The following is a 20,556-nucleotide window of genomic DNA, read 5'->3' as shown; positions in this document are numbered from 1 at the left end:
AAGGGTTCTCTTGTTAGTTCAACGTTAACCGCCGCGCTATGTCCCTGCGCGGCGGCATGGTAGTCAGTGACTGACTATTCTTTCTCGGCAATGTACGGATCCTCATAGCCCAGAGCAAGCATTATCTCTGTCTCGAGGGATTCCATCTCTTCCGCTTCGTCATCTTCAATATGGTCGTAACCCAGAAGATGCAGGCTACCGTGCACCACCATGTGTGCCCAGTGCGCTTCCAGCGGCTTTTGCTGCTCTTTGGCTTCCTGCTCAACCACCTGACGGCAGATGATCAGATCGCCCAGCAGCGGCATCTCAATGCCCGGAGGGGCTTCGAACGGGAAAGAGAGCACGTTGGTCGGCTTATCTTTCCCGCGGTAGGTCAGGTTGAGCTCATGGCTTTCTGCTTCATCCACCAGGCGAATCGTGACCTCTGATTCTTCCTGAAACTGGGGGATAACGGCATCCAGCCATTTCTGAAACTGTGCCTCTTCTGGCATGCCGGTATTATCATCACAGGCCAGCTGTAAATCGAGGATCACCTGACTCATTTCTGTTCATGCTCCTGCGCTTCGCGCTTACGTTCTGCGGCCAGTTCGGCCCTGCGCTTCTGATCTGCCTCTTCCCAGGCCTCATAAGCGTTAACGATACGCGCGACCACGGGATGGCGTACCACGTCTTCACTGTGGAAGAAGTTAAAGCTGATTTCCTCTACCTCGGCCAGGACTTCGATGGCGTGACGCAGGCCAGATTTGGTGTTACGCGGCAGGTCAATCTGGGTGACGTCACCGGTGATAACCGCTTTCGAGTTAAAGCCAATACGCGTCAGGAACATCTTCATCTGTTCGATGGTGGTGTTCTGGCTCTCATCCAGAATGATGAACGCGTCGTTAAGCGTACGGCCACGCATGTAGGCCAGCGGAGCAACTTCAATCACGTTACGCTCGATGAGCTTTTCAACTTTCTCGAAGCCGAGCATTTCGAACAGCGCGTCATACAGCGGGCGCAGGTAGGGGTCCACTTTCTGACTCAAATCGCCCGGCAGGAAGCCGAGTTTCTCACCGGCTTCAACAGCAGGGCGGGTCAGCAGGATACGGCGGATCTCCTGACGCTCAAGCGCATCGACCGCAGCAGCAACGGCCAGATAGGTTTTACCCGTACCCGCCGGGCCCACGCCAAAGGTGATGTCATGGTCGAGAATGTTGGCGATGTACTGTGCCTGGTTCGGGGTACGAGGCTTAATCACGCCGCGTTTAGTTTTGATGTTGATGGCTTTGCCATAGTCCGGCACGCTCTCCGCGCTCTGCTCAAGCACGCGCGCCTCTTTGATGGCCAGGTGGATCTGTTCAGGTTCAATATCCTGGATCTCACCGCGCATCGGGGCGGTATCAACATACAGGCTGCGGAGAATATCCGCCGCGGCGTTGACGCAGATTGGGCGTCCGGTGAGTTTGAAATGGTTATCGCGACGATTGATTTCGATACCCAGACGTCGCTCAAGTTGTTTGATGTTGTCATCAAACGGCCCGCACAGGCTCAGCAGGCGAGCGTTGTCTGCTGGCTCAAGGCTAATTTCACGCGTATCTATGTTCAAACTGTTCCTCTTTGAGTAGTTAACTGACTCGCCGCCACACGGCGTAATAAAACGGTCATTACCGAAATTATTCACGCCACACAATAAAGGCGCAAGCGTTGCGGTAGATATTGGGGGTGATGAGAGGAAATACAAGGCCTGCCGGACAGGCAGGCCAGGAGGATCACGGCTGGTAAATACCTACGCCAGAATCGTTGACTTTGCGGGTGCGAGAGATAACAGACTCAGGCGTCTCGGCAATTCGCAGACCCATTTCGTCCTCAGTGCGTACCACCTTCCCGCGCAGCGAGTTCGTGAGCACTTCAACAATCTCGACGTCCACAAACTTACCGATCATGTCCGGGGTGCCTTCAAAATTCACCACGCGGTTATTTTCGGTTCGACCAGACAGTTCCATGATGCTCTTACGGGAAGTACCTTCCACCAGAATACGCTGGACAGTGCCGAGCATACGACGACTCCAGGCGTTGGCCTGCTGGTTGATACGCTCCTGTAGAATATACAGACGCTGCTTTTTCTCTTCTTCCGGCACATCGTCAACCATATCGGCCGCAGGGGTGCCCGGGCGCGCAGAGAAGATAAAGCTGTAGCTGACGTCGAAATTCACCTCGCCGATAAGCTTCATGGTGCGCTCGAAGTCATCAGCGGTTTCGCCAGGGAAGCCGACGATAAAGTCGGAGCTAATCTGGATATCCGGGCGCGCTTCACGCAGCTTGCGGATGGTGGACTTATACTCCAGCACCGTATGTGGACGACCCATCAGGTTCAGCACGCGGTCAGAGCCGCACTGGATCGGCAGGTGCAGGAAGCTCACCAGCTCTGGCGTATCGCGATAGACGTCAATAATGTCGTCGGTAAATTCCATCGGATGGCTGGTGGTAAAGCGAATGCGGTCGATGCCGTCAATCGCCGCCACCAGACGCAGCAGTTCCGCAAAGCTGCCGGTGGTGCCGTCGTAGTTTTCCCCGCGCCAGGCGTTCACGTTCTGGCCCAGCAGGTTCACTTCACGAACGCCCTGCGCGGCAAGCTGCGCGATTTCAAACAGGATATCGTCTGCCGGGCGGCTCACTTCTTCACCGCGGGTGTAAGGCACCACGCAGTAAGTACAGTATTTGTTGCAGCCTTCCATGATGGAGACGAAGGCGGTCGGGCCATCAGCGCGCGGCTCTGGCAGACGGTCAAATTTCTCGATCTCCGGGAAGCTCACGTCAACCACCGGGCTACGGCTGCCGCGAACCTGATTAATCATCTCTGGCAGGCGGTGCAGGGTCTGAGGGCCAAAAACGATATCCACATAGGGGGCTCTCTGGCGGATCAGCTTACCTTCCTGCGATGCGACGCAGCCACCCACGCCAATGATCAGGTCCGGATTTTTCCGTTTGAGAAGCTTCCAGCGGCCTAACACATGAAAGACTTTTTCCTGTGCTTTTTCACGAATTGAACAGGTGTTCAGCAGCAGCACATCGGCTTCTTTCGCATTTTCAGTCAGCTGGTATCCGTGGGTGGTATCCAGCAGATCGGCCATCTTCGATGAATCGTATTCGTTCATCTGACAGCCCCAGGTTTTTATATGGAGTTTTTTAGTCATCGACTTGCTCAGCTCAGGATTGCAAGCCGCGTATTGTAATGCTTTGGTGCGGTTGTGACCAGTATGAAGGTTGTCAACCTCAGGGCCGTAAAAATCCGGTAAACTTAAGGCATTCTTCAATAAGGAATAGTGACCATGACACTCCTGAAAACCGAAGTTGCCGTTGTTGGCGGCGGTATGGTCGGCGGCGCACTGGCGCTGGGGCTGGCGCAGCAGGGATTTGACGTAACCGTTATTGAACAGGCGGCTCCGCCGGCATTCGATCCTGCCAGCCAACCGGACGTGCGTATTTCCGCCATCAGCGCGGCCTCTGTTGATCTGCTTCGCGGGCTGGGCGTCTGGGAGGCGGTGCTGGCGATGCGCGCGCACCCTTACAGCCGTCTTGAAACCTGGGAGTGGGAAAATGCTCACGTGTCGTTTGATGCCGCCGAGCTGAAACTGCCGCGCCTGGGCTATATGGTGGAAAACAACGTGCTCCAGCAGGCACTCTGGCAGGCGCTGGAGGCGCACCCGAAGGTGACGCTGCGCGTTCCGGACTCGCTGAAAGGCCTGCATCGTCATGAGGGCGGGTATCTCCTGACGCTGGATAACGACGATGAGCTGGCCGTGAAGCTGGTGGTGGGGGCGGATGGCGCGAACTCGCAGGTCAGGCAGATGGCAGGCATTGGGATCCATGCCTGGCAGTACCAGCAGTCCTGCATGCTGATCACCGTGCAGTCAGAAAACGCGCCGGGCGAAAGCACCTGGCAGCATTTTACGCCGAACGGCCCGCATGCATTCTTACCGCTGTTTGATAACTGGGCTTCGCTGGTGTGGTACGACAAACCGGCGCGCATTCGACAGTTGCAGGGTCTGTCCATGGATCAGTTGCAGCGCGAAATTCGCCAGCACTTCCCGAGCCGTCTGGGTAACGTGACCCCGGTTGCCGCCGGCGCATTCCCGCTGATGCGACGCCATGCGTTACAGTATGCCCGTGAAGGACTGGTGCTGGTGGGAGATGCGGCGCACACCATTCATCCGCTGGCGGGGCAGGGGGTGAATCTGGGATACCGTGACGTCGATGCGTTACTGGATGTGCTGGGTAACGCTCGCGCCCACGCGGAAGCCTGGGCCAGCCTTCAGGTACTGAAGCGCTACCAGACGCGCCGCATGACGGATAACTTCATTATGCAGTCGGGGATGGATCTGTTCTATGCCGGGTTCAGCAATGATGTTGGTCCGGTGCGTATAGTGCGCAATATTGGGTTGATGGCAGCGGAACGTGCCGGTGGTCTGAAGCGTCAGGCCCTGAAATATGCCCTCGGACTCTAATCTTTATTCCCTCTCCCCGTGGGAGAGGGTTAGGGTGAGGGCATCAGGCCGCACTATTCTGAGCAACAAAAACAAAAAAGCCCGCAGAGCGGGCTTTTTTGTTTTAAGTGGCTGGGGTGCAGGGATTCGAACCCCGGAATGCTGGTATCAGAAACCAGAGCCTTACCGCTTGGCGACACCCCAATTGCGTTAAACAAACTGCTTAACGACTTTAAAGTGGCTGGGGTACGAGGATTCGAACCTCGGAATGCCGGAATCAGAATCCGGTGCCTTACCGCTTGGCGATACCCCAACAATGTTCAGTTTACCGAATCGTATTCGATAACATAAATATGGTGGCTACGACGGGATTCGAACCTGTGACCCCATCATTATGAGTGATGTGCTCTAACCAACTGAGCTACGTAGCCAGTACTGCAATCTTCGATGGCTGGGGTACCTGGATTCGAACCAGGGAATGCCGGTATCAAAAACCGGTGCCTTACCGCTTGGCGATACCCCAATACCGCGGAGAACCGCATGATCGAAGAAATATGGCTGGGGTACCTGGATTCGAACCAGGGAATGCCGGTATCAAAAACCGGTGCCTTACCGCTTGGCGATACCCCATCCGTGCAACGCTTACCTGGGAATGGTGCGGGAGGCGAGACTTGAACTCGCACACCTTGCGGCGCCAGAACCTAAATCTGGTGCGTCTACCAATTTCGCCACTCCCGCAAAAAAGATGGTGGCTACGACGGGATTCGAACCTGTGACCCCATCATTATGAGTGATGTGCTCTAACCAACTGAGCTACGTAGCCATCTTTTTTTCGCGTTACCTTATCGGCGTTGCGGGGCGCATTATGCGTATAGACCCTTGCAGCGTCAACACCTTTTTCAATGAAAATAGCCGGAATGTGACTGTTTGGTTAGGTTGCGAACAGCGAGGCCGAATATTCGACAATTATTGGTTATTAATCGATTTTATGCGGAGAAAAGAGAGCCAAAAAAATCAGGCCCCGGAGGGCCTGATGATACTCTGAACATTATTTATAGGCAGACTGGTGAACGCCCACCGCGCGTCCTGACGGATCGTTCATCGCTTTGAATGATTCATCCCATTCAATGGCTTTAGCAGAAGAGCAGGCGACCGAAGGACCACCCGGTACGCACTCGGCTGCGCTTGGAACCGGGAACAGCTCCTCAAAGATCTCACGATACAAATACGCTTCTTTCGAGGCTGGCGTGTTGTACGGGAAACGGAAGCTCGCAGTTTCCAGTTGTTGATCAGAAACCTGTTTCGCCGCCACCTCTTTCAGGGTGTCGATCCAGCTGTAACCCACGCCATCGGAGAACTGCTCTTTCTGACGCCACGCCACGCTCGCTGGCAGGTAGGATTCAAAACATTCACGCAGGATGTGTTTCTCCATTTTGCCGTTGCCGCACATTTTGTCCTGCGGGTTGATGCGCATCGCCACATCAAGGAATTTCTTATCGAGGAACGGCACGCGGGCTTCCACACCCCAGGCGGACATCGCTTTGTTGGCGCGCGCGCAGTCAAACATGTGCAGCGCCTGTAGCTTACGCACCGTTTCTTCATGCAGCTCTTTGGCGTTTGGCGCTTTGTGGAAATAGAGGTAACCGCCAAACACTTCGTCAGAACCCTCGCCGGAGAGCACCATCTTGATGCCCATCGCTTTGATCTTCCGCGACATCAAATACATCGGCGTGGAGGCGCGAATGGTGGTCACATCATAGGTTTCAATGTGATAGATCACATCGCGGATCGCATCCAGACCTTCCTGCACGGTGAAGTGAATTTCATGGTGCACCGTGCCGAGATGATTCGCCACTTCCTGGGCGGCTTTCAGGTCAGGTGCCCCTTCCAGACCCACGGCAAAGGAGTGCAACTGCGGCCACCAGGCTTCAGATCGCTCCTGATCTTCCACGCGACGTGCGGCGAATTTCTTGGTGATCGCGGAGATCACGGAGGAGTCCAGACCGCCGGAGAGCAGTACGCCGTAGGGGACATCTGACATCAGGTGGCTTTTCACTGACTCTTCCAGAGCCTGACGCAGTTCGGCTTTGTCCGTCACGTTGTCTTTCACCGCCTCATAATCAAACCAGTCACGCTGGTAGTACGGGCGGATCTCGCCGTCTTTACTCCACAGGTAGCTACCTGCCGGGAACTCTTTGATGGTGCGGCACACCGGTACCAGGGCTTTCATCTCTGAGGCAACGTAGAAGTTGCCGTGCTCATCGTGTCCCATGTACAGCGGGATAATACCGATATGGTCGCGGCCAATCAGGTAAGCGTCTTTTTCGCTGTCGTACAGCGCGAAGGCGAACATACCTTGCAGATCGTCGAGGAACTCCGGGCCTTTCTCCTGATACAGCGCCAGGATCACTTCGCAGTCTGAGCCGGTCTGAAACGCGTAGCGATCGCCGTACTCGGCGCGCAGCGCCTGATGGTTGTAAATTTCACCGTTAACAGCCAGCGCGTGTGTTTTTTTCTCGTTATACAGCGGCTGTGCGCCAGCGTTGACATCTACAATGGAGAGACGTTCGTGAGCCAGAATCGCTTTATCGCTGGCGTATACGCCTGACCAGTCCGGACCGCGATGGCGCATCAGGCGGGACAATTCGAGTGCTTTTTTACGCAGTTCGCCCGCGTCAGTTTTAATATCCAGTACGCCAAAAATAGAACACATAACCTTCTCCGTTAACCCTGTTGCGTTGTGATGTTGCTTGCTTATGAAAATGCCGCAAAAGGGGGAGGGGGCGCAAGCGTTTTACCGATGAAAACGTAAAAAGTGCAATGGCAATTGCCGAATCTTAAAAAAAGAGTATGTCTTAAGCGATTCTATTGATGATTTCTCAATGAAGGGCTGATTTCGTTAAATGAAGTGATGTTTTCAGACAGCAGAAATGAAAAACCACGCCCTGAGGCGTGGTTCTGAATCAAATAACGTCGATTTCGTCGACAGAGGGGTAAATCCAGCTTGGCCGGAACGGCATTGTATCAATGTCATCAAGCTGTGAAACGCCAGAAAGCACCAGGATGGTTTCAAGCCCCGCCTGGAAACCAGCCAGAATATCGGTACGCAGGTTGTCGCCCACAATGACGGTTTCTTCTGAGTGTGCCTGCATCGTATTCAGTGCGGCGCGGATAATCCACGGGCTCGGTTTACCGACAACAAACGGCTTACGACCCGAGATTTTTTCGATACCGGCGCACAGCGCACCGCAGGCGGGATAAAAACCACGACCGTGCGTGTCCGGGTTGGTGGCGATAAAACGCGCACCGTTGGCGACAAAGTAGGCTGCCTTATGCATCATCTCCCAGTTAAAGGAGCGCGTTTCGCCCACGATGACAAAGTCCGGGTTCACGTCGGTGATGGTGAAGCCCGCTTTATACAGCTCGTGGATCAGCGCACCTTCGCCAACCACATAGGCTTTTTTGCCTTCCTGACGCTTCAGGAAATCCGCGGTCGCCATCGCAGAGGTATAAAACACGCTGTCCGGGACGTTGACGCCTGCGGTAGCAAAGCGGTTTGCCAGATCCTGACCAGTCTGTGAAGGGTAGTTCGTGAGAAGAACCAGTGGCATTCCTTTGTCGATGATGCGGTGAAGAAACTCCGCAGCACCCGGCACGGCAACGTTGTCGTGCATCAGCACGCCGTCGATATCACAAATTACGTTCTTAATGGTCATGGACAATCCGACATCAAAAAAAGAAGGCGTTACTATAAGGTCCGATCAGGATTCCAGCAAATGTTGCAGCAGGATCCCGTTCAGCATGGCGCGTTTTACCAGGGCGAATGCGCCAATTGCCGAGCGGTGATCGAGCGTAGATCGCACCACCGGCAAATTCTGGCGAAATGCCTTCAGCGCCTGGGTATTGATGCAGCCTTCAATGGCGGGCAGTAACACTTTTTCGGCTTCAACGATCTCGCCGGCAATCACCACTTTTTGCGGATTAAACAGGTTGATGGCAATGGCGATGGTCTTACCCAGATGGCGTCCTACCTGTTCGATCACTTCGCAGGCCAGCGCATCGCCTTTGTTTGCCGCTTTGCAGATGGCGCCGATCTTACAATCGTCCAGCGTGACGCGGCTCTGGTAACCCTGCTCCAGCAGATGGCGAACGCGATGTTCAATGGCGGCATTGGCGGCAACGGTTTCAAGACAGCCAAAGTTACCGCAGTGGCAGCGCTCGCCAAGCGGTTCCACCTGGATATGACCAATCTCGCCTACGTTACCGTTACGACCAATAAAAATGCGGCCATTCGAGATGATGCCCGCACCTGTACCACGGTGAACGCGCACCAGAATAGAGTCTTCGCAGTCCTGGCTCGCACCAAAGTAGTGCTCCGCCAGCGCCAGCGAGCGAATATCGTGACCAACAAAGCAGGTCAGCTTGAAGCGCTTTTCCAGCGCCTCAACCAGCCCCCAGTTCTCTACCTTAATATGCGGCATGTAGCGAATAACGCCGCTTTCCGGGTCTACCAGGCCGGGCAAAATCACCGAGATGGCGATGAGTTCACGGATCTTGCGCTGACAGCTTTCGATGAAATGCGCAATGGTATTCAGTAACGCGTGTTCAAGCGTCTCCTGCGTGCGCTCAGGAAGGGGGTAGTGTTCTTCGGCAATGGCCTTGCTGCTCAGATCGTAGAGCGTAAGCGTGGTGTCATGACGTCCTAAGCGAACGCCAATGGCCTGAAAATTGCGGGTTTCCGTGACGATGGAAATCGCGCGGCGGCCCCCGGTGGAGGCCTGCTGATCAACTTCTTTGATCAGGCCGCGCTCAATAAGCTGACGTGTAATTTTTGTCACGCTGGCGGGAGCAAGCTGGCTTTGTTCGGCTATTTGAATGCGTGAGATTGGCCCGTGCTGGTCAATCAGGCGATAAACTGCCGCGCTGTTAAGCTGTTTAACGAGATCGACATTACCGATTTGAGCTTGTCCGCCTGGTGTCATACTTTTACTTACTCAGTGACGACCTCGTTACCATTAACGATGGTCTTAATAATTTTATAATCGTGTGTGAACGCCGTCAGGTTTGCAACCATACCTGGCGCAATACCGCCGAGCTGTTTATCGACGCCAATGGCGCGCGCCGGATAAAGCGTGGCCATGCGCAGCACTTCCTCAAGCGCGATGCCGCAATGTTCAACGAGGTTACGTACCCCTTCGATCATCGTCAGAGAAGAACCGCTCAGCGTGCCGTTCTCATCCACACACAGTCCATTCCGGTAGTATATTGTTTTACCAGCAAAAATGAACTGGTCAATATTCGCCCCTGCCGGAGCGGTAGCATCCGTCACCAGGCAGAGCTTGTCGCCTTTCAGGCGTTTGGCGTTGCGGATGTTGGTGTAATCGACATGCAAGCCGTCGGCGATAATGCCGCAGTAGACGTCTGGTTCATCCAGAATGGCGCCAACCAGCCCCGGTTCGCGGCCAGTAATATAGGGCATCGCGTTATAAAGGTGTGTGGCAAACGTAATCCCTGCGCGGAAACCGGCCTTCGCCTCTTTCAGCGTCGCGTTCGAATGGCCCGCAGACACCACAATCCCGGCGGCGGCCAGTTTGCTGATAACGTCCGTGCCGGTCATTTCCGGGGCCAGCGTTACTTTGGTGATCACATCAGCATTGGCGCACATGTAATCCACCAGCTCGGCATCCGGTTTACGCACGTAGTTTGGGTTATGGGTGCCTTTCTTGACCATGTTCAGCCATGGCCCTTCCAGGTGCAGGCCCAGCGCCTGATTCGGATGTTTTGCCAGGTATTCGCGCATGACGCGGATACCCTGTTTCATCAGGTCATCGCTGCTGGTGATCAGCGTTGGCAGATAGCTGGTGCAGCCCGATTTCTCGTTGGCTTTTTGCATGATTTCCAGCGTTTCAACCGATACCGCCTCTGCGGTATCGTTAAACTGGACACCGCCGCAGCCGTTGAGCTGTACGTCGATGAAACCGGGGGAGATTACTGCTCCATTGAGGGAACGCTGTTCGATCTCCGGCGGCAGTTCCGCCAGCGGGCAAACACGTTCAATCAGGCCATTAGCGATTACAATCGCATGGTCATCCAGAATTTCATGGCCGGTATAAATCCGACCGTGGGTTAAAGCGTACATATCGACCCCCGGTTAAAAAAAGCGACCGCCCCGGATAAAAGAGGCGGTTATTCAATTACAGACCTTTGATGTTCTCAGCTTCCAGCTCGTTGAAGTATTTCAGCGTTTTCACCTTCAGCTCCATAGTGGATGGTTCGTCACACACGACAACCGCTTTTGGATGCAGCTGTAAGCAGCTGATCGTCCACATATGGTTCACGTTACCTTCAACGGCAGCCTGAAGCGCTTGCGCTTTCACCGCGCCCAGCACCAGAATCATCACTTCTTCGGCATCCAGCAGCGTGCCCACGCCCACGGTCAGCGCGTATTTAGGCACCTGATTGACGTCGCCGTCAAAGAAGCGGGAGTTAGCCACGCGCGTGTCATGGGTCAGCGTTTTAATACGGGTGCGGGAAGCCAGTGAAGATGCCGGTTCGTTGAACGCGATATGACCATCGTTGCCTACGCCGCCCATAAACAGGTGGATTTTACCGTAGGAACGGATTTTTTCTTCATACTGACGGCATTCTGCGTCAATATCAGGCGCGTTTCCATTCAGCAGGTTAATGTTTTCAGCCGGAATATCAACGTGATCGAAGAAATTACGGTGCATAAAGCTGTGGTAACTTTCCGGATGTTCCTTCGGCAGGCCGACATATTCGTCCATGTTGAAGGTCACAACGTGTTTAAAGCTAACTTGGCCCGCTTTGTGCATTTCAACCAGAGCTTTATACGCGGTCAGGGGCGTGCCGCCGGTTGGAAGACCGAGAACGAAAGGACGATCGGCTGTGGGTTTGAACGCGTTGATGCGGTTAACGATATGACGAGCAGCCCATTTTCCGACTTGTTCAGCTGTTGCCAGGGGAATCAGTCTCATTATTCACCTCTAAAGTTTAAGTAAAAGTGGGCGGATGATTAGTGCAACCTGAACTAAGCGTAACCTGGAACCTTTCAGGCCGGATCAATCCGTCTTGATTTTTTGAATGATAAAATAAGTTTTCGTCGTTAGCCAGTGAAAGGGAGGGTTTAATACGATATTTGGTGACAATAATCACAAAAAATAGGTGTTTAATTTGCGATACGAATTAATTTTTCACACACTCACACTGCCAGTGAATCATCAACTGTATCTATCGTTCGTGACACAATAAAAACATAGTTTATGCGCGAGTCTTAACAAAGGGTCTCGTAGGGGGAATAGGATGAATATTTTAGGTTTTTTCCAGCGCCTCGGTAGGGCTTTGCAGCTCCCTATCGCCGTGCTACCGGTTGCAGCATTGCTGCTGCGATTCGGGCAACCCGATCTTCTTAACGTGCCGTTTATTGCCCAGGCAGGCGGCGCAATTTTTGACAACCTGGCGCTGATTTTCGCCATCGGTGTGGCGTCAAGCTGGTCAAAAGACAGCGCTGGTGCCGCGGCACTGGCAGGGGCTGTCGGTTACTTCATCCTCACGAAAGCGATGGTAACCATCAACCCTGAAATCAACATGGGTGTGCTGGCAGGTATCATTACCGGCCTGGTCGGTGGCGCCGTGTACAACCGTTGGGCAGGTATCAAACTTCCGGACTTCCTGAGCTTCTTCGGCGGTAAACGTTTTGTGCCGATTGCGACGGGCTTTTTCTGTCTGATCCTCGCCGCCATCTTTGGCTACGTTTGGCCACCGGTGCAGCATGCTATTCATGCGGGTGGCGAGTGGATCGTGTCTGCGGGCGCAATGGGCGCGGGCATCTTCGGTTTCATTAACCGTCTGCTGATCCCAACCGGTCTGCATCAGGTACTGAACACCATCGCCTGGTTCCAGATTGGTGAGTTCACCAACGCGGCTGGCGCGGTATTCCACGGTGATATCAACCGCTTCTACGCAGGCGACGGCACCGCGGGCATGTTCATGTCTGGCTTCTTCCCAATCATGATGTTTGGTCTGCCAGGCGCGGCGCTGGCAATGTACCTGGCTGCGCCGAAAGCGCGTCGCCCAATGGTTGGCGGGATGCTGCTGTCCGTTGCGATCACCGCCTTCCTGACCGGCGTGACCGAGCCACTGGAATTCCTGTTCATGTTCCTGGCTCCGCTGCTGTATCTGATGCACGCGATCCTGACCGGTATCAGCCTGTTCGTCGCCACCCTTCTGGGTATCCATGCTGGCTTCTCCTTCTCCGCAGGCGCCATCGACTATGTGTTGATGTACAACCTGCCGGCGGCAAGCAGCAACGTCTGGATGCTGATGGTGATGGGCCTGATCTTCTTCGTTATCTACTTCGTTCTGTTCAGCGCGGTTATTCGTATGTTTAACCTGAAGACGCCGGGCCGCGAAGATACGAAAGATGATGTTGTGACCAGTGAAGCCAACAGCAATACCGAAGAAGGTTTAACCCAGCTGGCAACCAGCTACATTGCCGCTGTGGGTGGCACCGACAACCTGAAAGCGATCGATGCCTGTATTACCCGTCTGCGTCTGACCGTGGGCGACTCCGCGCGCGTGAGCGATGCAATGTGCAAACGCCTGGGTGCGTCTGGTGTGGTGAAACTGAACAAACAAACCATCCAGGTAATCGTGGGTGCGAAAGCCGAATCTATCGGCGATGAAATGAAAAAAGTGGTTGCCCGTGGGCCGGTCGCTGCCGCCTCAACGGATAACGCGCCAGTGGCTGACGCGCCGGTTGCAAAACCGCAGGCTGTGCCAAACGCGGTGACCATCGCTGCGCTGGTTTCTCCGGTGACAGGTGACGTTGTTGCGCTTGAGCAGGTGCCTGACGAAGCATTCGCCAGCAAAGCGGTCGGCGACGGCGTGGCGGTGAAACCAACGGACAAAACCGTGGTCTCTCCGGCTGCCGGTACTATCGTGAAAATCTTCAACACCAACCACGCGTTCTGTCTGGAAACGGAAAAAGGCGCGGAGATCGTAGTCCATATGGGTATCGATACCGTTGCGCTGAACGGCCAGGGCTTTACTCGCCTGGTGGAAGAGGGTGCTGAAGTAGCGGCAGGCCAGCCGATTCTGGAAATGGATCTGGACTTCCTGAATGCCAACGCGCGCTCCATGATAAGCCCGGTAGTGTGCAGCAACATCGACGACTTCAGCGGTCTGGTGCTCCAGGCGCAGGGTCAGGTGGTTGCAGGCCAGACGCCACTGTATGAGATTAAAGGCAAGTAATCGCTCCTGAGTAGAGTTATGCCTTTAGCGGCGGGGGATATCCTCCGCCGCTTTTTTTTGCAGCAATTGCCCCCATTATTTTCTTCCGGGACGTTTTAAGGGTTGTCACTACGTCCGGCTTATAAGATCATATGCCGTTATACGTTGTTTACGCTTTGAGGAATCCACGATGAGTGAGGCAGAAGCCCGCCCGAGTAACTTTATTCGTCAGATCATCGATGAAGATCTGGCCAGTGGTAAGCACACCACAGTCCACACGCGTTTCCCGCCGGAGCCAAATGGCTACCTGCACATTGGTCACGCCAAATCGATCTGCCTGAACTTTGGTATTGCGCAAGATTACCAGGGACAGTGCAACCTGCGTTTCGATGACACCAACCCAGTAAAAGAAGACATCGAATACGTTGAGTCGATTAAAAACGACGTGCAATGGCTGGGCTTCAACTGGTCTGGCGATATCTGCTACTCCTCAGACTATTTCGATCAGCTGTATGCCTATGCGGTTGAACTGATTAACAAAGGTCTGGCATACGTCGACGAATTGTCTGCTGACGAAATCCGTGAATACCGCGGTACGCTGACTCAGCCTGGCAAAAACAGCCCGTTCCGCGATCGTAGCGTGGAAGAGAACCTGGCGCTGTTTGAAAAAATGCGTGCCGGTGGCTTCGAAGAAGGTAAAGCGTGTCTGCGTGCCAAAATCGATATGGCGTCTCCGTTCATCGTGATGCGCGATCCGGTGCTGTACCGCATTAAGTTCGCTGAACACCACCAGACCGGTAACAAGTGGTGCATCTACCCGATGTACGACTTCACCCACTGCATCAGCGATGCGCTGGAAGGCATTACGCACTCTCTGTGCACGCTGGAATTCCAGGACAACCGTCGTCTGTACGACTGGGTGCTGGATAACATCACCATTCCTGTGCATCCGCGTCAGTACGAGTTCTCTCGTCTGAACCTGGAATACACCGTGATGTCCAAGCGTAAGCTGAACCTGCTGGTCACCGACAAGCACGTTGAAGGCTGGGACGACCCGCGTATGCCAACCATCTCCGGCCTGCGCCGTCGTGGTTATACTGCCGCCTCTATTCGTGAGTTCTGCAAACGTATTGGCGTTACCAAGCAGGACAACACCATCGAAATGGCGTCTCTGGAATCCTGCATTCGTGAAGACCTGAACGAAAACGCGCCGCGCGCGATGGCAGTGATCGATCCCGTGAAACTGGTTATTGAAAACTATCCGCAGGGCGGAAGCGAACGGGTCTCGATGCCTAACCATCCTAACAAACCGGAAATGGGCACCCGCGACGTGCCGTTCAGCGGTGAAATCTGGATCGATCGTGCCGACTTCCGCGAAGAAGCGAACAAGCAATACAAGCGTCTGGTGCTGGGCAAAGAAGTGCGTCTGCGTAACGCCTATGTGATCAAAGCCGAGCGCGTAGAGAAAGATGCGGAAGGTAACATCACGACCATCTTCTGTACGTACGACGCAGAGACGCTGAGCAAAGATCCGGCGGATGGCCGTAAAGTGAAAGGTGTAATCCACTGGGTGAGCGCGCAGCATGCGCTGCCGGTTGAGATCCGTCTCTACGATCGTCTGTTCAGCGTGCCTAACCCAGGCGCCGCGGAGGACTTCCTGGCGGTTATCAACCCTGAGTCGCTGATTATCAAGCAGGGTTATGCCGAGCCGTCTCTGAAAGCCGCTGAAGCCGGTAAAGCGTTCCAGTTCGAACGTGAGGGTTACTTCTGCCTGGACAGCCGTTACAGCACGGCAGAAAAACCGGTATTTAACCGTACCGTCGGTCTGCGTGATACCTGGACTAAGATCGGCGAATAATAACGCTGCCCTGGTCAATGAGAAACAAACGCCGCGTAATGCGGCGTTTTTTTATTTAACGATCATGTCGTTAAGCATCGGGATAATCATTTAAAGCCAACATTCCAGGTCAATGTGGTGCTACTTATTTTATTTAAAAAAAGTTTGTTGTTTTCCAAAAAGAGAAACGCTGAAAAATATATTCACAATATCAATGTTACTTACTGAAAATTAGCGCATTCCCCCGCCAGTACTCGCTTCCCGGTAAATGTTACAAAGCACTACGAAATATGTGCTCTTCGTCATAATCCTGACTTTTGCCTGATTAAAAGCATTGATAATTCGCATCGCGAAAAATAACCTAAAGACGGTAGTTAATTCGAGGGTATTTCTGACTACCCCTGACCACTTGGTCTTTTCTGTTTTTCGCCGTTTAAGGCGTTTTAATTCGTCAAAGAGGAATAATCTATGCGTACGTTCAGTGGCAAACGTAGTGCGCTGGCGCTGGCTATCGCCGGTGTAACAGCAATGTCGGGCCTGGTGGTTGCGCCAGAGGCAAAAGCAGCAGGTTTCATTGAAGATTCTACCCTTACGGGCGGTATTTATTACTGGCAGCGTGAGCGTGACCGTAAAGACGTCACTGAAGATAAATACAAAACCAACCTTTCTCACTCGACCTGGAACGCCAACCTGGATTTCCAGTCGGGATATGCCGCCGATATGCTCGGGATCGATATTGCCGCGTTCACCGCAATTGAAATGGCTGAAAATGGCGACAGCGGCCACCCGAACGAAATTGCGTTCTCCTCCAGCAATAAAGCCTACGATGAAGACTGGTCCGGCGATAAAAGCGGTATCAGCCTGTATAAAGCGGCTGCAAAATTCAAATATGGTCCGGTCTGGGCGCGTGGTGGTTATATCCAGCCAACCGGCCAGACGCTGTTAGCGCCGCACTGGAGCTTTATGCCAGGCACCTATCAGGGGGCGGAAGCCGGTGCTAATTTTGACTACGGCGATGCGGGGGCGTTGAGCTTCTCCTATATGTGGACCAACGAGTACAAAGCGCCGTGGCACATTGAGATGGACAAGTTCTATTAGAACGATAAAAAAACCAAAGTTGATTATCTCCACTCGCTGGGGGCGAAGTACGACTTCAAAAACGATCTGGTGCTGGAAGCTGCTTTTGGTCAGGCTGAAGGCTATATCGATCAGTACTTTGCTAAAGCCAGCTACAAATTTGATATCGCGGGTAGCCCGCTGAGCACCAGCTATCAGTTCTACGGTACGCGCGACAAAGTCAGTGATGGCAGCGTAAATGATATCTATGACGGCACCGCGTGGTTACAGGCGCTGACCTTCGGCTACAAGGTAGGTCAGGTTGATTTACGTCTGGAGGGAACATGGGTCAAGGCTGAAGGGCAGCAGGGCTACTTCCTGCAACGTATGACGCCAACCTACGCCTCTTCCAATGGTCGTCTGGATATCTGGTGGGATAACCGCTCTGACTTCAACGCCGACGGCGAAAAGGCAGTCTTCTTCGGCGCAATGTATGACCTGAAGAACTGGAACCTGCCTGGCTGGGCAGTGGGGGCGTCTTACGCGTACGCCTGGGATGCGAAGCCAGCGGATATGGCTACGCCAGACGCCTACTACGATCCGAACTACCGTCTGAAAGAGTCTTCATACAGCCTGGATGCGATTTACACCCTTCAGGAGGGCCGTGCGAAAGGCACGATGTTCAAACTGCACTTCACCCAGTATGACAACCACTCCGATATCCCGAGCTACGCGGGCGGTTACGGCAACATCTTCCAGGATGAACGTGACGTGAAATTCATGGTCATTGCGCCATTCACAATCTTCTGATGAACACGCTAGCGGGGGAGATCCCGCCAGCATGGAGACTGCACATGATGAAAAAAATGGTAATCGTTGCGCTGCTGGCATCGGGGCTGGTGGCGTGTGCGCAGGATCAGGCGCAGAAAGAAGACTCGCGTCTGAAGGAGGCGTATAGCGCCTGTATTAATACTGCCGAAGGATCGCCGGAGAAAATTGAAGCCTGTCAAAGCGTGCTGAATGTGCTGAAAAAAGAGAAAGCGCACGAGCAGTTTGCGACGCAGGAAAATGTTCGCGTGATGGATTACCAGGCCTGTATCCAGGCGCGGAAAACCGGTAACGATCAGGAAGTGGCGAAGCGTTGCGATAAGATCTGGGACGAGATTCGCAATAACAATAAATAAGTTGCTTTACGCCCGGTGGCGCTGCGCTTACCGGACCTACAACGGTGTCATAGCCCGTAGGCCCGGTAAGCGCAGCGCCACCGGGCTTTTTTCAGGCAAAAAAAAGCCAACCTTACGGCTGGCTCAGAGTATGAACACTCACTTATTTTGCGTCGTGCGCATGTTCATTTTCGCGGCAATCCCCTTCAGCGCAGTGACCGTACAGGTACAGGCTGTGGTTGGTCAGGCGGATGCCATGACGGGCGGCGATTTCACGCTGGCGTGATTCAATGGAATCATCGCTAAATTCAATGACCTTGCCACAGTCGAGGCAGATCAGGTGATCGTGGTGGTGCTGCTGAGTCAGCTCGAACACGGATTTACCGCCTTCGAAATTATGACGAGTAACAATGCCCGCGTCATCAAACTGGTTCAGCACACGATAGACGGTTGCCAGCCCAATCTCTTCACCCATATCGATAAGACGCTTATAAAGGTCTTCCGCACTGACATGGTGATTGTCTGGCCCCTGAAGCACTTCAAGGATTTTTAACCGAGGAAGCGTTACTTTCAGGCCAGCTTTCTTTAATGCGGTATTGTTGTCAGTCATGCGGAATCTGTCCTGTTGCTAAACGATTCACTTCAAAAGAAGAAGTGACAGAAAATGCACTTGGGATAATGCGTCTCATTATAGAACTGCCATGGCTAAATGAAAACTGCAAGTCTCAAGCAAAGTATGCTTATAAAAACGTGGTATCACCAACAAACTTGTTCGATGGCACCCACTTTTTACCAGGGGGATATTGTACAGGTCTGGGCGAAAAAGTTAAAAGTTTGTAGCAATTAATTTAATCGGTTTTACCTGGAAAACGGGCGCAACCGGAGTTGCGCCGCAGGGATATCAGGCGTTAAGGATATCGTCCAGGTTCAGCTCTTCACGAACCTGCTTAACCCATTTTTCTACACGCTCAGCGGTCAGCTCTGGCTGACGGTCTTCATCAATCGCCAGACCAACGAAGTGATCGTCATCTGCCAGACCTTTGGACGCTTCGAAATGGTAACCCGCCGTTGGCCAGTGACCGACAATCGCCGCACCGCGTGGCTCAATGATGTCGCGAATAGTTCCCAGCGCATCACAGAAATATTCAGCATAGTCTTCCTGATCGCCACAGCCAAACAGGGCAACCAGCTTGCCGTTGAAGTCTACTTCTTCCAGCGTCGGGAAGAAATCGTCCCAGTCACACTGTGCTTCACCGTAGTACCAGGTCGGGATGCCCAGCAGCAGGATGTCATAGCCCTCGAGATCTTCTTTGCTGCTCTTGGCGATGTCATGCACATCAGCAACGTCTTTACCGAGCTGTTTTTGAATGTTTTTTGCGATATTTTCAGTATTGCCGGTATCACTGCCAAAGAAAATGCCGATGATTGCCATGAGTAAAATAACCTCTTGAAACTTAATGGTATGGTGGCGCAAATTGTCCACGGATAAGGGCAATAATAGCAGAACAGGCAACCCTGCGGAAACAGCTATCACGCAGGACTGCACTCTGTGCTACATGAAAAAGGTAATATTGGGGATTTTCTGACTCACGCCTTGCCGCGTAACGTCTCAAGCTGGGCGATCAGCATCTCTTCGATCAGTTCGCTGCGGCTGATGTTGCGCGCGTCAGCCAATTCGTTAAGCGCATCGACGGCATCGGCATTCAGCTTCAGTTCGACACGCTTAAGCCCACGATTTTTATCGCGTTTAAGCTGGTTGCGTTTATTGATACGCAGCTGTTCATCGCGCGAAAGCGGATTCGTTTTCGGTCGTCCCGGTCGACGCTCATTCGCGAACAGATCTAGTGTCGTACGGTCCGTTTGTTCTTTGGCCATGATTCTGAGACTTCGGGGGAAACACGCCGCCCTGCTAATGCCCGGGCGATAAGCGCGCCATCATACATCACCCAAATCCACACGCCAACGACTGGAAGCCCGTCGTCTTCCGGTCGCTGGCTTTTTAATCAATTCGCTGTATCAGTAAGATAGCGGCGAATGGCGCGCAGGACGGCATCCGGTTTTTCCGCGTGTACCCAGTGCCCGGCACCGGCAATGACGTGAGCGCGAGCCTGCGGGAATTGCGCCAGCAGCGTGTCACGGTATGCGTCAGTGACGTAAGGGGAGTTGCCGCCGCGAATAAAAAGGGTAGGGTGCGGCCAGGCGGGGACGGTTTCCCAGCCCACAATATGCGAATACTGATCCCACAGTACCGGGAAGTTAAAGCGCCATTGTCCGTCAACAAACGATTTCAGCAGGAACTGGACCACGCCTTCTTCATCGAGATGCTCGCGCATAACGGCAGCCGCCTGCTGGCGGGTTGCGACACCCGCTTCGGTGACCGCATTGATGGCGGCAAAAATCTCATCGTGACGGCGAACGTCGTAATTGACGGGCGCAACGTCGATGACCACCAGCCCGGAAATTCGCTCAGGGGCCAGCGCAGTGAGCGCCATCACCGCTTTGCCGCCCATTGAATGCCCGATAAGCGTCGCTTTCTGGATATGATTCGCATCGAGGGTGTCCCGCAGATCCTGCGCCATGGCTGCGTAGGTCATCTCCTCCGAGCGCCCAGAAAGACCGTGATTGCGCATATCAACCTGGAGGATCGCGTGATCGGTCACTAAATCGCGCGCCAGCACACCCAGATTATCCAGGCTACCAAACAGGCCGTGAACCAGTACGATGGGAGAATTATTGTTCGGCGATTGTGCAATTTGCGCTCGGGTATTCAATTTCATGGCAAAGTTCT

General features: G+C 53.6%; 16 protein-coding genes, 7 tRNA genes and 1 pseudogene. 5 read left to right on the top strand and 19 right to left on the bottom strand.

The features are described from left to right. Nucleotides 1-74: 74 nt before the first annotated feature. The 3 genes from ybeY to miaB all read right to left on the bottom strand — a co-directional run bounded on the left by ybeY (nt 75) and on the right by miaB (nt 3,173). Nucleotides 75-542 (bottom strand): rRNA maturation RNase YbeY, encoded by a 468-nt coding sequence (gene ybeY / locus RHN82_RS03420; protein WP_047052997.1) that lies wholly within the window; start codon nt 540-542, stop codon nt 75-77. Continuing rightward, nucleotides 539-1,585, bottom strand: a complete 1,047-nt coding sequence (locus RHN82_RS03415) for a PhoH family protein (protein WP_003858674.1) — start codon at nt 1,583-1,585, stop codon at nt 539-541. The genes ybeY and RHN82_RS03415 overlap by 4 nt, the downstream gene beginning before the upstream one ends. A 163-nt stretch (nt 1,586-1,748) precedes the next feature. After that, nucleotides 1,749-3,173, bottom strand: coding sequence for a tRNA (N6-isopentenyl adenosine(37)-C2)-methylthiotransferase MiaB (miaB, locus tag RHN82_RS03410; protein WP_047052999.1), 1,425 nt, complete (start codon nt 3,171-3,173; stop codon nt 1,749-1,751). Nucleotides 3,174-3,308: 135 nt separating this feature from the next. Between miaB and ubiF the strand changes: the two genes are divergently transcribed. Further along, entirely contained in the window at nt 3,309-4,484 is a 1,176-nt protein-coding gene (ubiF, locus tag RHN82_RS03405) for a 3-demethoxyubiquinol 3-hydroxylase (RefSeq protein ID WP_047053001.1), read from the top strand. Between the two features lie 108 nt (nt 4,485-4,592). Here the strand turns inward: ubiF and RHN82_RS03400 are convergent. The 12 genes from RHN82_RS03400 to nagB all read right to left on the bottom strand — a co-directional run bounded on the left by RHN82_RS03400 (nt 4,593) and on the right by nagB (nt 11,458). Further along, nucleotides 4,593-4,667: transfer RNA gene (locus RHN82_RS03400), tRNA-Gln, on the bottom strand. 34 nt (nt 4,668-4,701) lie between these two features. Next, a tRNA-Gln gene (locus tag RHN82_RS03395) sits at nt 4,702-4,776 on the bottom strand. 41 nt (nt 4,777-4,817) lie between these two features. Then, nucleotides 4,818-4,894, bottom strand: a tRNA-Met gene (locus RHN82_RS03390). A 17-nt stretch (nt 4,895-4,911) separates the two neighbouring features. Continuing rightward, nucleotides 4,912-4,986: transfer RNA gene (locus RHN82_RS03385), tRNA-Gln, on the bottom strand. Between the two features lie 32 nt (nt 4,987-5,018). Further along, a tRNA-Gln gene (locus tag RHN82_RS03380) sits at nt 5,019-5,093 on the bottom strand. A gap of 23 nt (nt 5,094-5,116) precedes the next feature. Next, a tRNA-Leu gene (locus RHN82_RS03375) sits at nt 5,117-5,201 on the bottom strand. Nucleotides 5,202-5,209: 8 nt separating this feature from the next. After that, nucleotides 5,210-5,286: transfer RNA gene (locus tag RHN82_RS03370), tRNA-Met, on the bottom strand. Between the two features lie 225 nt (nt 5,287-5,511). Then, nucleotides 5,512-7,176, bottom strand: a complete 1,665-nt coding sequence (gene asnB / locus RHN82_RS03365) for an asparagine synthase B (protein WP_015571128.1) — start codon at nt 7,174-7,176, stop codon at nt 5,512-5,514. 250 nt (nt 7,177-7,426) lie between these two features. Beyond that, complete coding sequence (gene nagD / locus RHN82_RS03360; protein WP_003858667.1) at nt 7,427-8,179, bottom strand: ribonucleotide monophosphatase NagD; 753 nt, start codon at nt 8,177-8,179, stop codon at nt 7,427-7,429. A gap of 45 nt (nt 8,180-8,224) precedes the next feature. Next, the gene (locus tag RHN82_RS03355; RefSeq protein WP_006809613.1) at nt 8,225-9,445 is read right to left on the bottom strand and encodes an N-acetylglucosamine repressor; all 1,221 of its coding nucleotides are present in this window, start codon (nt 9,443-9,445) and stop codon (nt 8,225-8,227) included. Between the two features lie 8 nt (nt 9,446-9,453). Continuing rightward, complete coding sequence (gene nagA, locus RHN82_RS03350) at nt 9,454-10,602, bottom strand: N-acetylglucosamine-6-phosphate deacetylase (protein ID WP_023296119.1); 1,149 nt, start codon at nt 10,600-10,602, stop codon at nt 9,454-9,456. Nucleotides 10,603-10,657: 55 nt separating this feature from the next. Next, nucleotides 10,658-11,458 carry a glucosamine-6-phosphate deaminase gene (gene nagB, locus RHN82_RS03345; protein WP_003858663.1) on the bottom strand — a complete coding sequence of 267 codons (801 nt, stop codon included), beginning with the start codon at nt 11,456-11,458 and terminating at the stop codon, nt 10,658-10,660. A gap of 325 nt (nt 11,459-11,783) precedes the next feature. Between nagB and nagE the strand changes: the two genes are divergently transcribed. The 4 genes and pseudogenes from nagE to chiQ all read left to right on the top strand — a co-directional run bounded on the left by nagE (nt 11,784) and on the right by chiQ (nt 17,789). After that, nucleotides 11,784-13,733 (top strand): PTS N-acetyl glucosamine transporter subunit IIABC, encoded by a 1,950-nt coding sequence (nagE, locus tag RHN82_RS03340; RefSeq protein ID WP_048981656.1) that lies wholly within the window; start codon nt 11,784-11,786, stop codon nt 13,731-13,733. Between the two features lie 169 nt (nt 13,734-13,902). Further along, nucleotides 13,903-15,570, top strand: coding sequence for a glutamine--tRNA ligase (gene glnS, locus RHN82_RS03335; protein WP_047053006.1), 1,668 nt, complete (start codon nt 13,903-13,905; stop codon nt 15,568-15,570). Nucleotides 15,571-16,017: 447 nt separating this feature from the next. Beyond that, a pseudogene (gene chiP / locus RHN82_RS03325) lies at nt 16,018-17,415 on the top strand (chitoporin ChiP). Nucleotides 17,416-17,462: 47 nt separating this feature from the next. Then, entirely contained in the window at nt 17,463-17,789 is a 327-nt protein-coding gene (gene chiQ / locus RHN82_RS03320) for a ChiQ/YbfN family lipoprotein (protein WP_045896439.1), read from the top strand. A gap of 142 nt (nt 17,790-17,931) precedes the next feature. Here chiQ and fur read toward each other — a convergent pair whose 3' ends face one another. The 4 genes from fur to ybfF all read right to left on the bottom strand — a co-directional run bounded on the left by fur (nt 17,932) and on the right by ybfF (nt 20,545). Continuing rightward, complete coding sequence (gene fur, locus RHN82_RS03315) at nt 17,932-18,378, bottom strand: ferric iron uptake transcriptional regulator (protein ID WP_003858655.1); 447 nt, start codon at nt 18,376-18,378, stop codon at nt 17,932-17,934. Nucleotides 18,379-18,669: 291 nt separating this feature from the next. Beyond that, complete coding sequence (fldA, locus tag RHN82_RS03310) at nt 18,670-19,200, bottom strand: flavodoxin FldA (protein ID WP_003858653.1); 531 nt, start codon at nt 19,198-19,200, stop codon at nt 18,670-18,672. 155 nt (nt 19,201-19,355) lie between these two features. Next, nucleotides 19,356-19,643, bottom strand: a complete 288-nt coding sequence (gene ybfE / locus RHN82_RS03305; RefSeq protein ID WP_003858652.1) for a LexA regulated protein — start codon at nt 19,641-19,643, stop codon at nt 19,356-19,358. 128 nt (nt 19,644-19,771) lie between these two features. Further along, nucleotides 19,772-20,545 (bottom strand): esterase, encoded by a 774-nt coding sequence (gene ybfF, locus RHN82_RS03300; protein WP_047053009.1) that lies wholly within the window; start codon nt 20,543-20,545, stop codon nt 19,772-19,774. Nucleotides 20,546-20,556: the final 11 nt, after the last annotated feature.

The organism is Enterobacter cloacae complex sp. EB5 (assembly GCF_031432835.1).
GTDB lineage: Bacteria > Pseudomonadota > Gammaproteobacteria > Enterobacterales > Enterobacteriaceae > Enterobacter > Enterobacter hormaechei_C.
The sequence above is the reverse complement of the archived record's forward strand: the minus strand, read 5'-3'. Positions and strand labels throughout refer to the sequence as shown.

Excerpts from the sequence above, each read along its gene's own strand:
- ybfF (WP_047053009.1), bottom strand. The coding sequence starts at position 20,545 with ATGAAATTGAATACCCGAGCGCAAATTGCACAATCGCCGAACAATAAT.
- asnB (WP_015571128.1), bottom strand. The coding sequence starts at position 7,176 with ATGTGTTCTATTTTTGGCGTACTGGATATTAAAACTGACGCGGGCGAA.
- glnS (WP_047053006.1), top strand. The coding sequence starts at position 13,903 with ATGAGTGAGGCAGAAGCCCGCCCGAGTAACTTTATTCGTCAGATCATC.
- nagE (WP_048981656.1), top strand. The coding sequence starts at position 11,784 with ATGAATATTTTAGGTTTTTTCCAGCGCCTCGGTAGGGCTTTGCAGCTC.
- nagA (WP_023296119.1), bottom strand. The coding sequence starts at position 10,602 with ATGTACGCTTTAACCCACGGTCGGATTTATACCGGCCATGAAATTCTG.
- ubiF (WP_047053001.1), top strand. The coding sequence starts at position 3,309 with ATGACACTCCTGAAAACCGAAGTTGCCGTTGTTGGCGGCGGTATGGTC.
- nagB (WP_003858663.1), bottom strand. The coding sequence starts at position 11,458 with ATGAGACTGATTCCCCTGGCAACAGCTGAACAAGTCGGAAAATGGGCT.
- nagD (WP_003858667.1), bottom strand. The coding sequence starts at position 8,179 with ATGACCATTAAGAACGTAATTTGTGATATCGACGGCGTGCTGATGCAC.
- fur (WP_003858655.1), bottom strand. The coding sequence starts at position 18,378 with ATGACTGACAACAATACCGCATTAAAGAAAGCTGGCCTGAAAGTAACG.
- ybeY (WP_047052997.1), bottom strand. The coding sequence starts at position 542 with ATGAGTCAGGTGATCCTCGATTTACAGCTGGCCTGTGATGATAATACC.
- ybfE (WP_003858652.1), bottom strand. The coding sequence starts at position 19,643 with ATGGCCAAAGAACAAACGGACCGTACGACACTAGATCTGTTCGCGAAT.
- chiQ (WP_045896439.1), top strand. The coding sequence starts at position 17,463 with ATGAAAAAAATGGTAATCGTTGCGCTGCTGGCATCGGGGCTGGTGGCG.
- miaB (WP_047052999.1), bottom strand. The coding sequence starts at position 3,173 with ATGACTAAAAAACTCCATATAAAAACCTGGGGCTGTCAGATGAACGAA.
- RHN82_RS03355 (WP_006809613.1), bottom strand. The coding sequence starts at position 9,445 with ATGACACCAGGCGGACAAGCTCAAATCGGTAATGTCGATCTCGTTAAA.
- fldA (WP_003858653.1), bottom strand. The coding sequence starts at position 19,200 with ATGGCAATCATCGGCATTTTCTTTGGCAGTGATACCGGCAATACTGAA.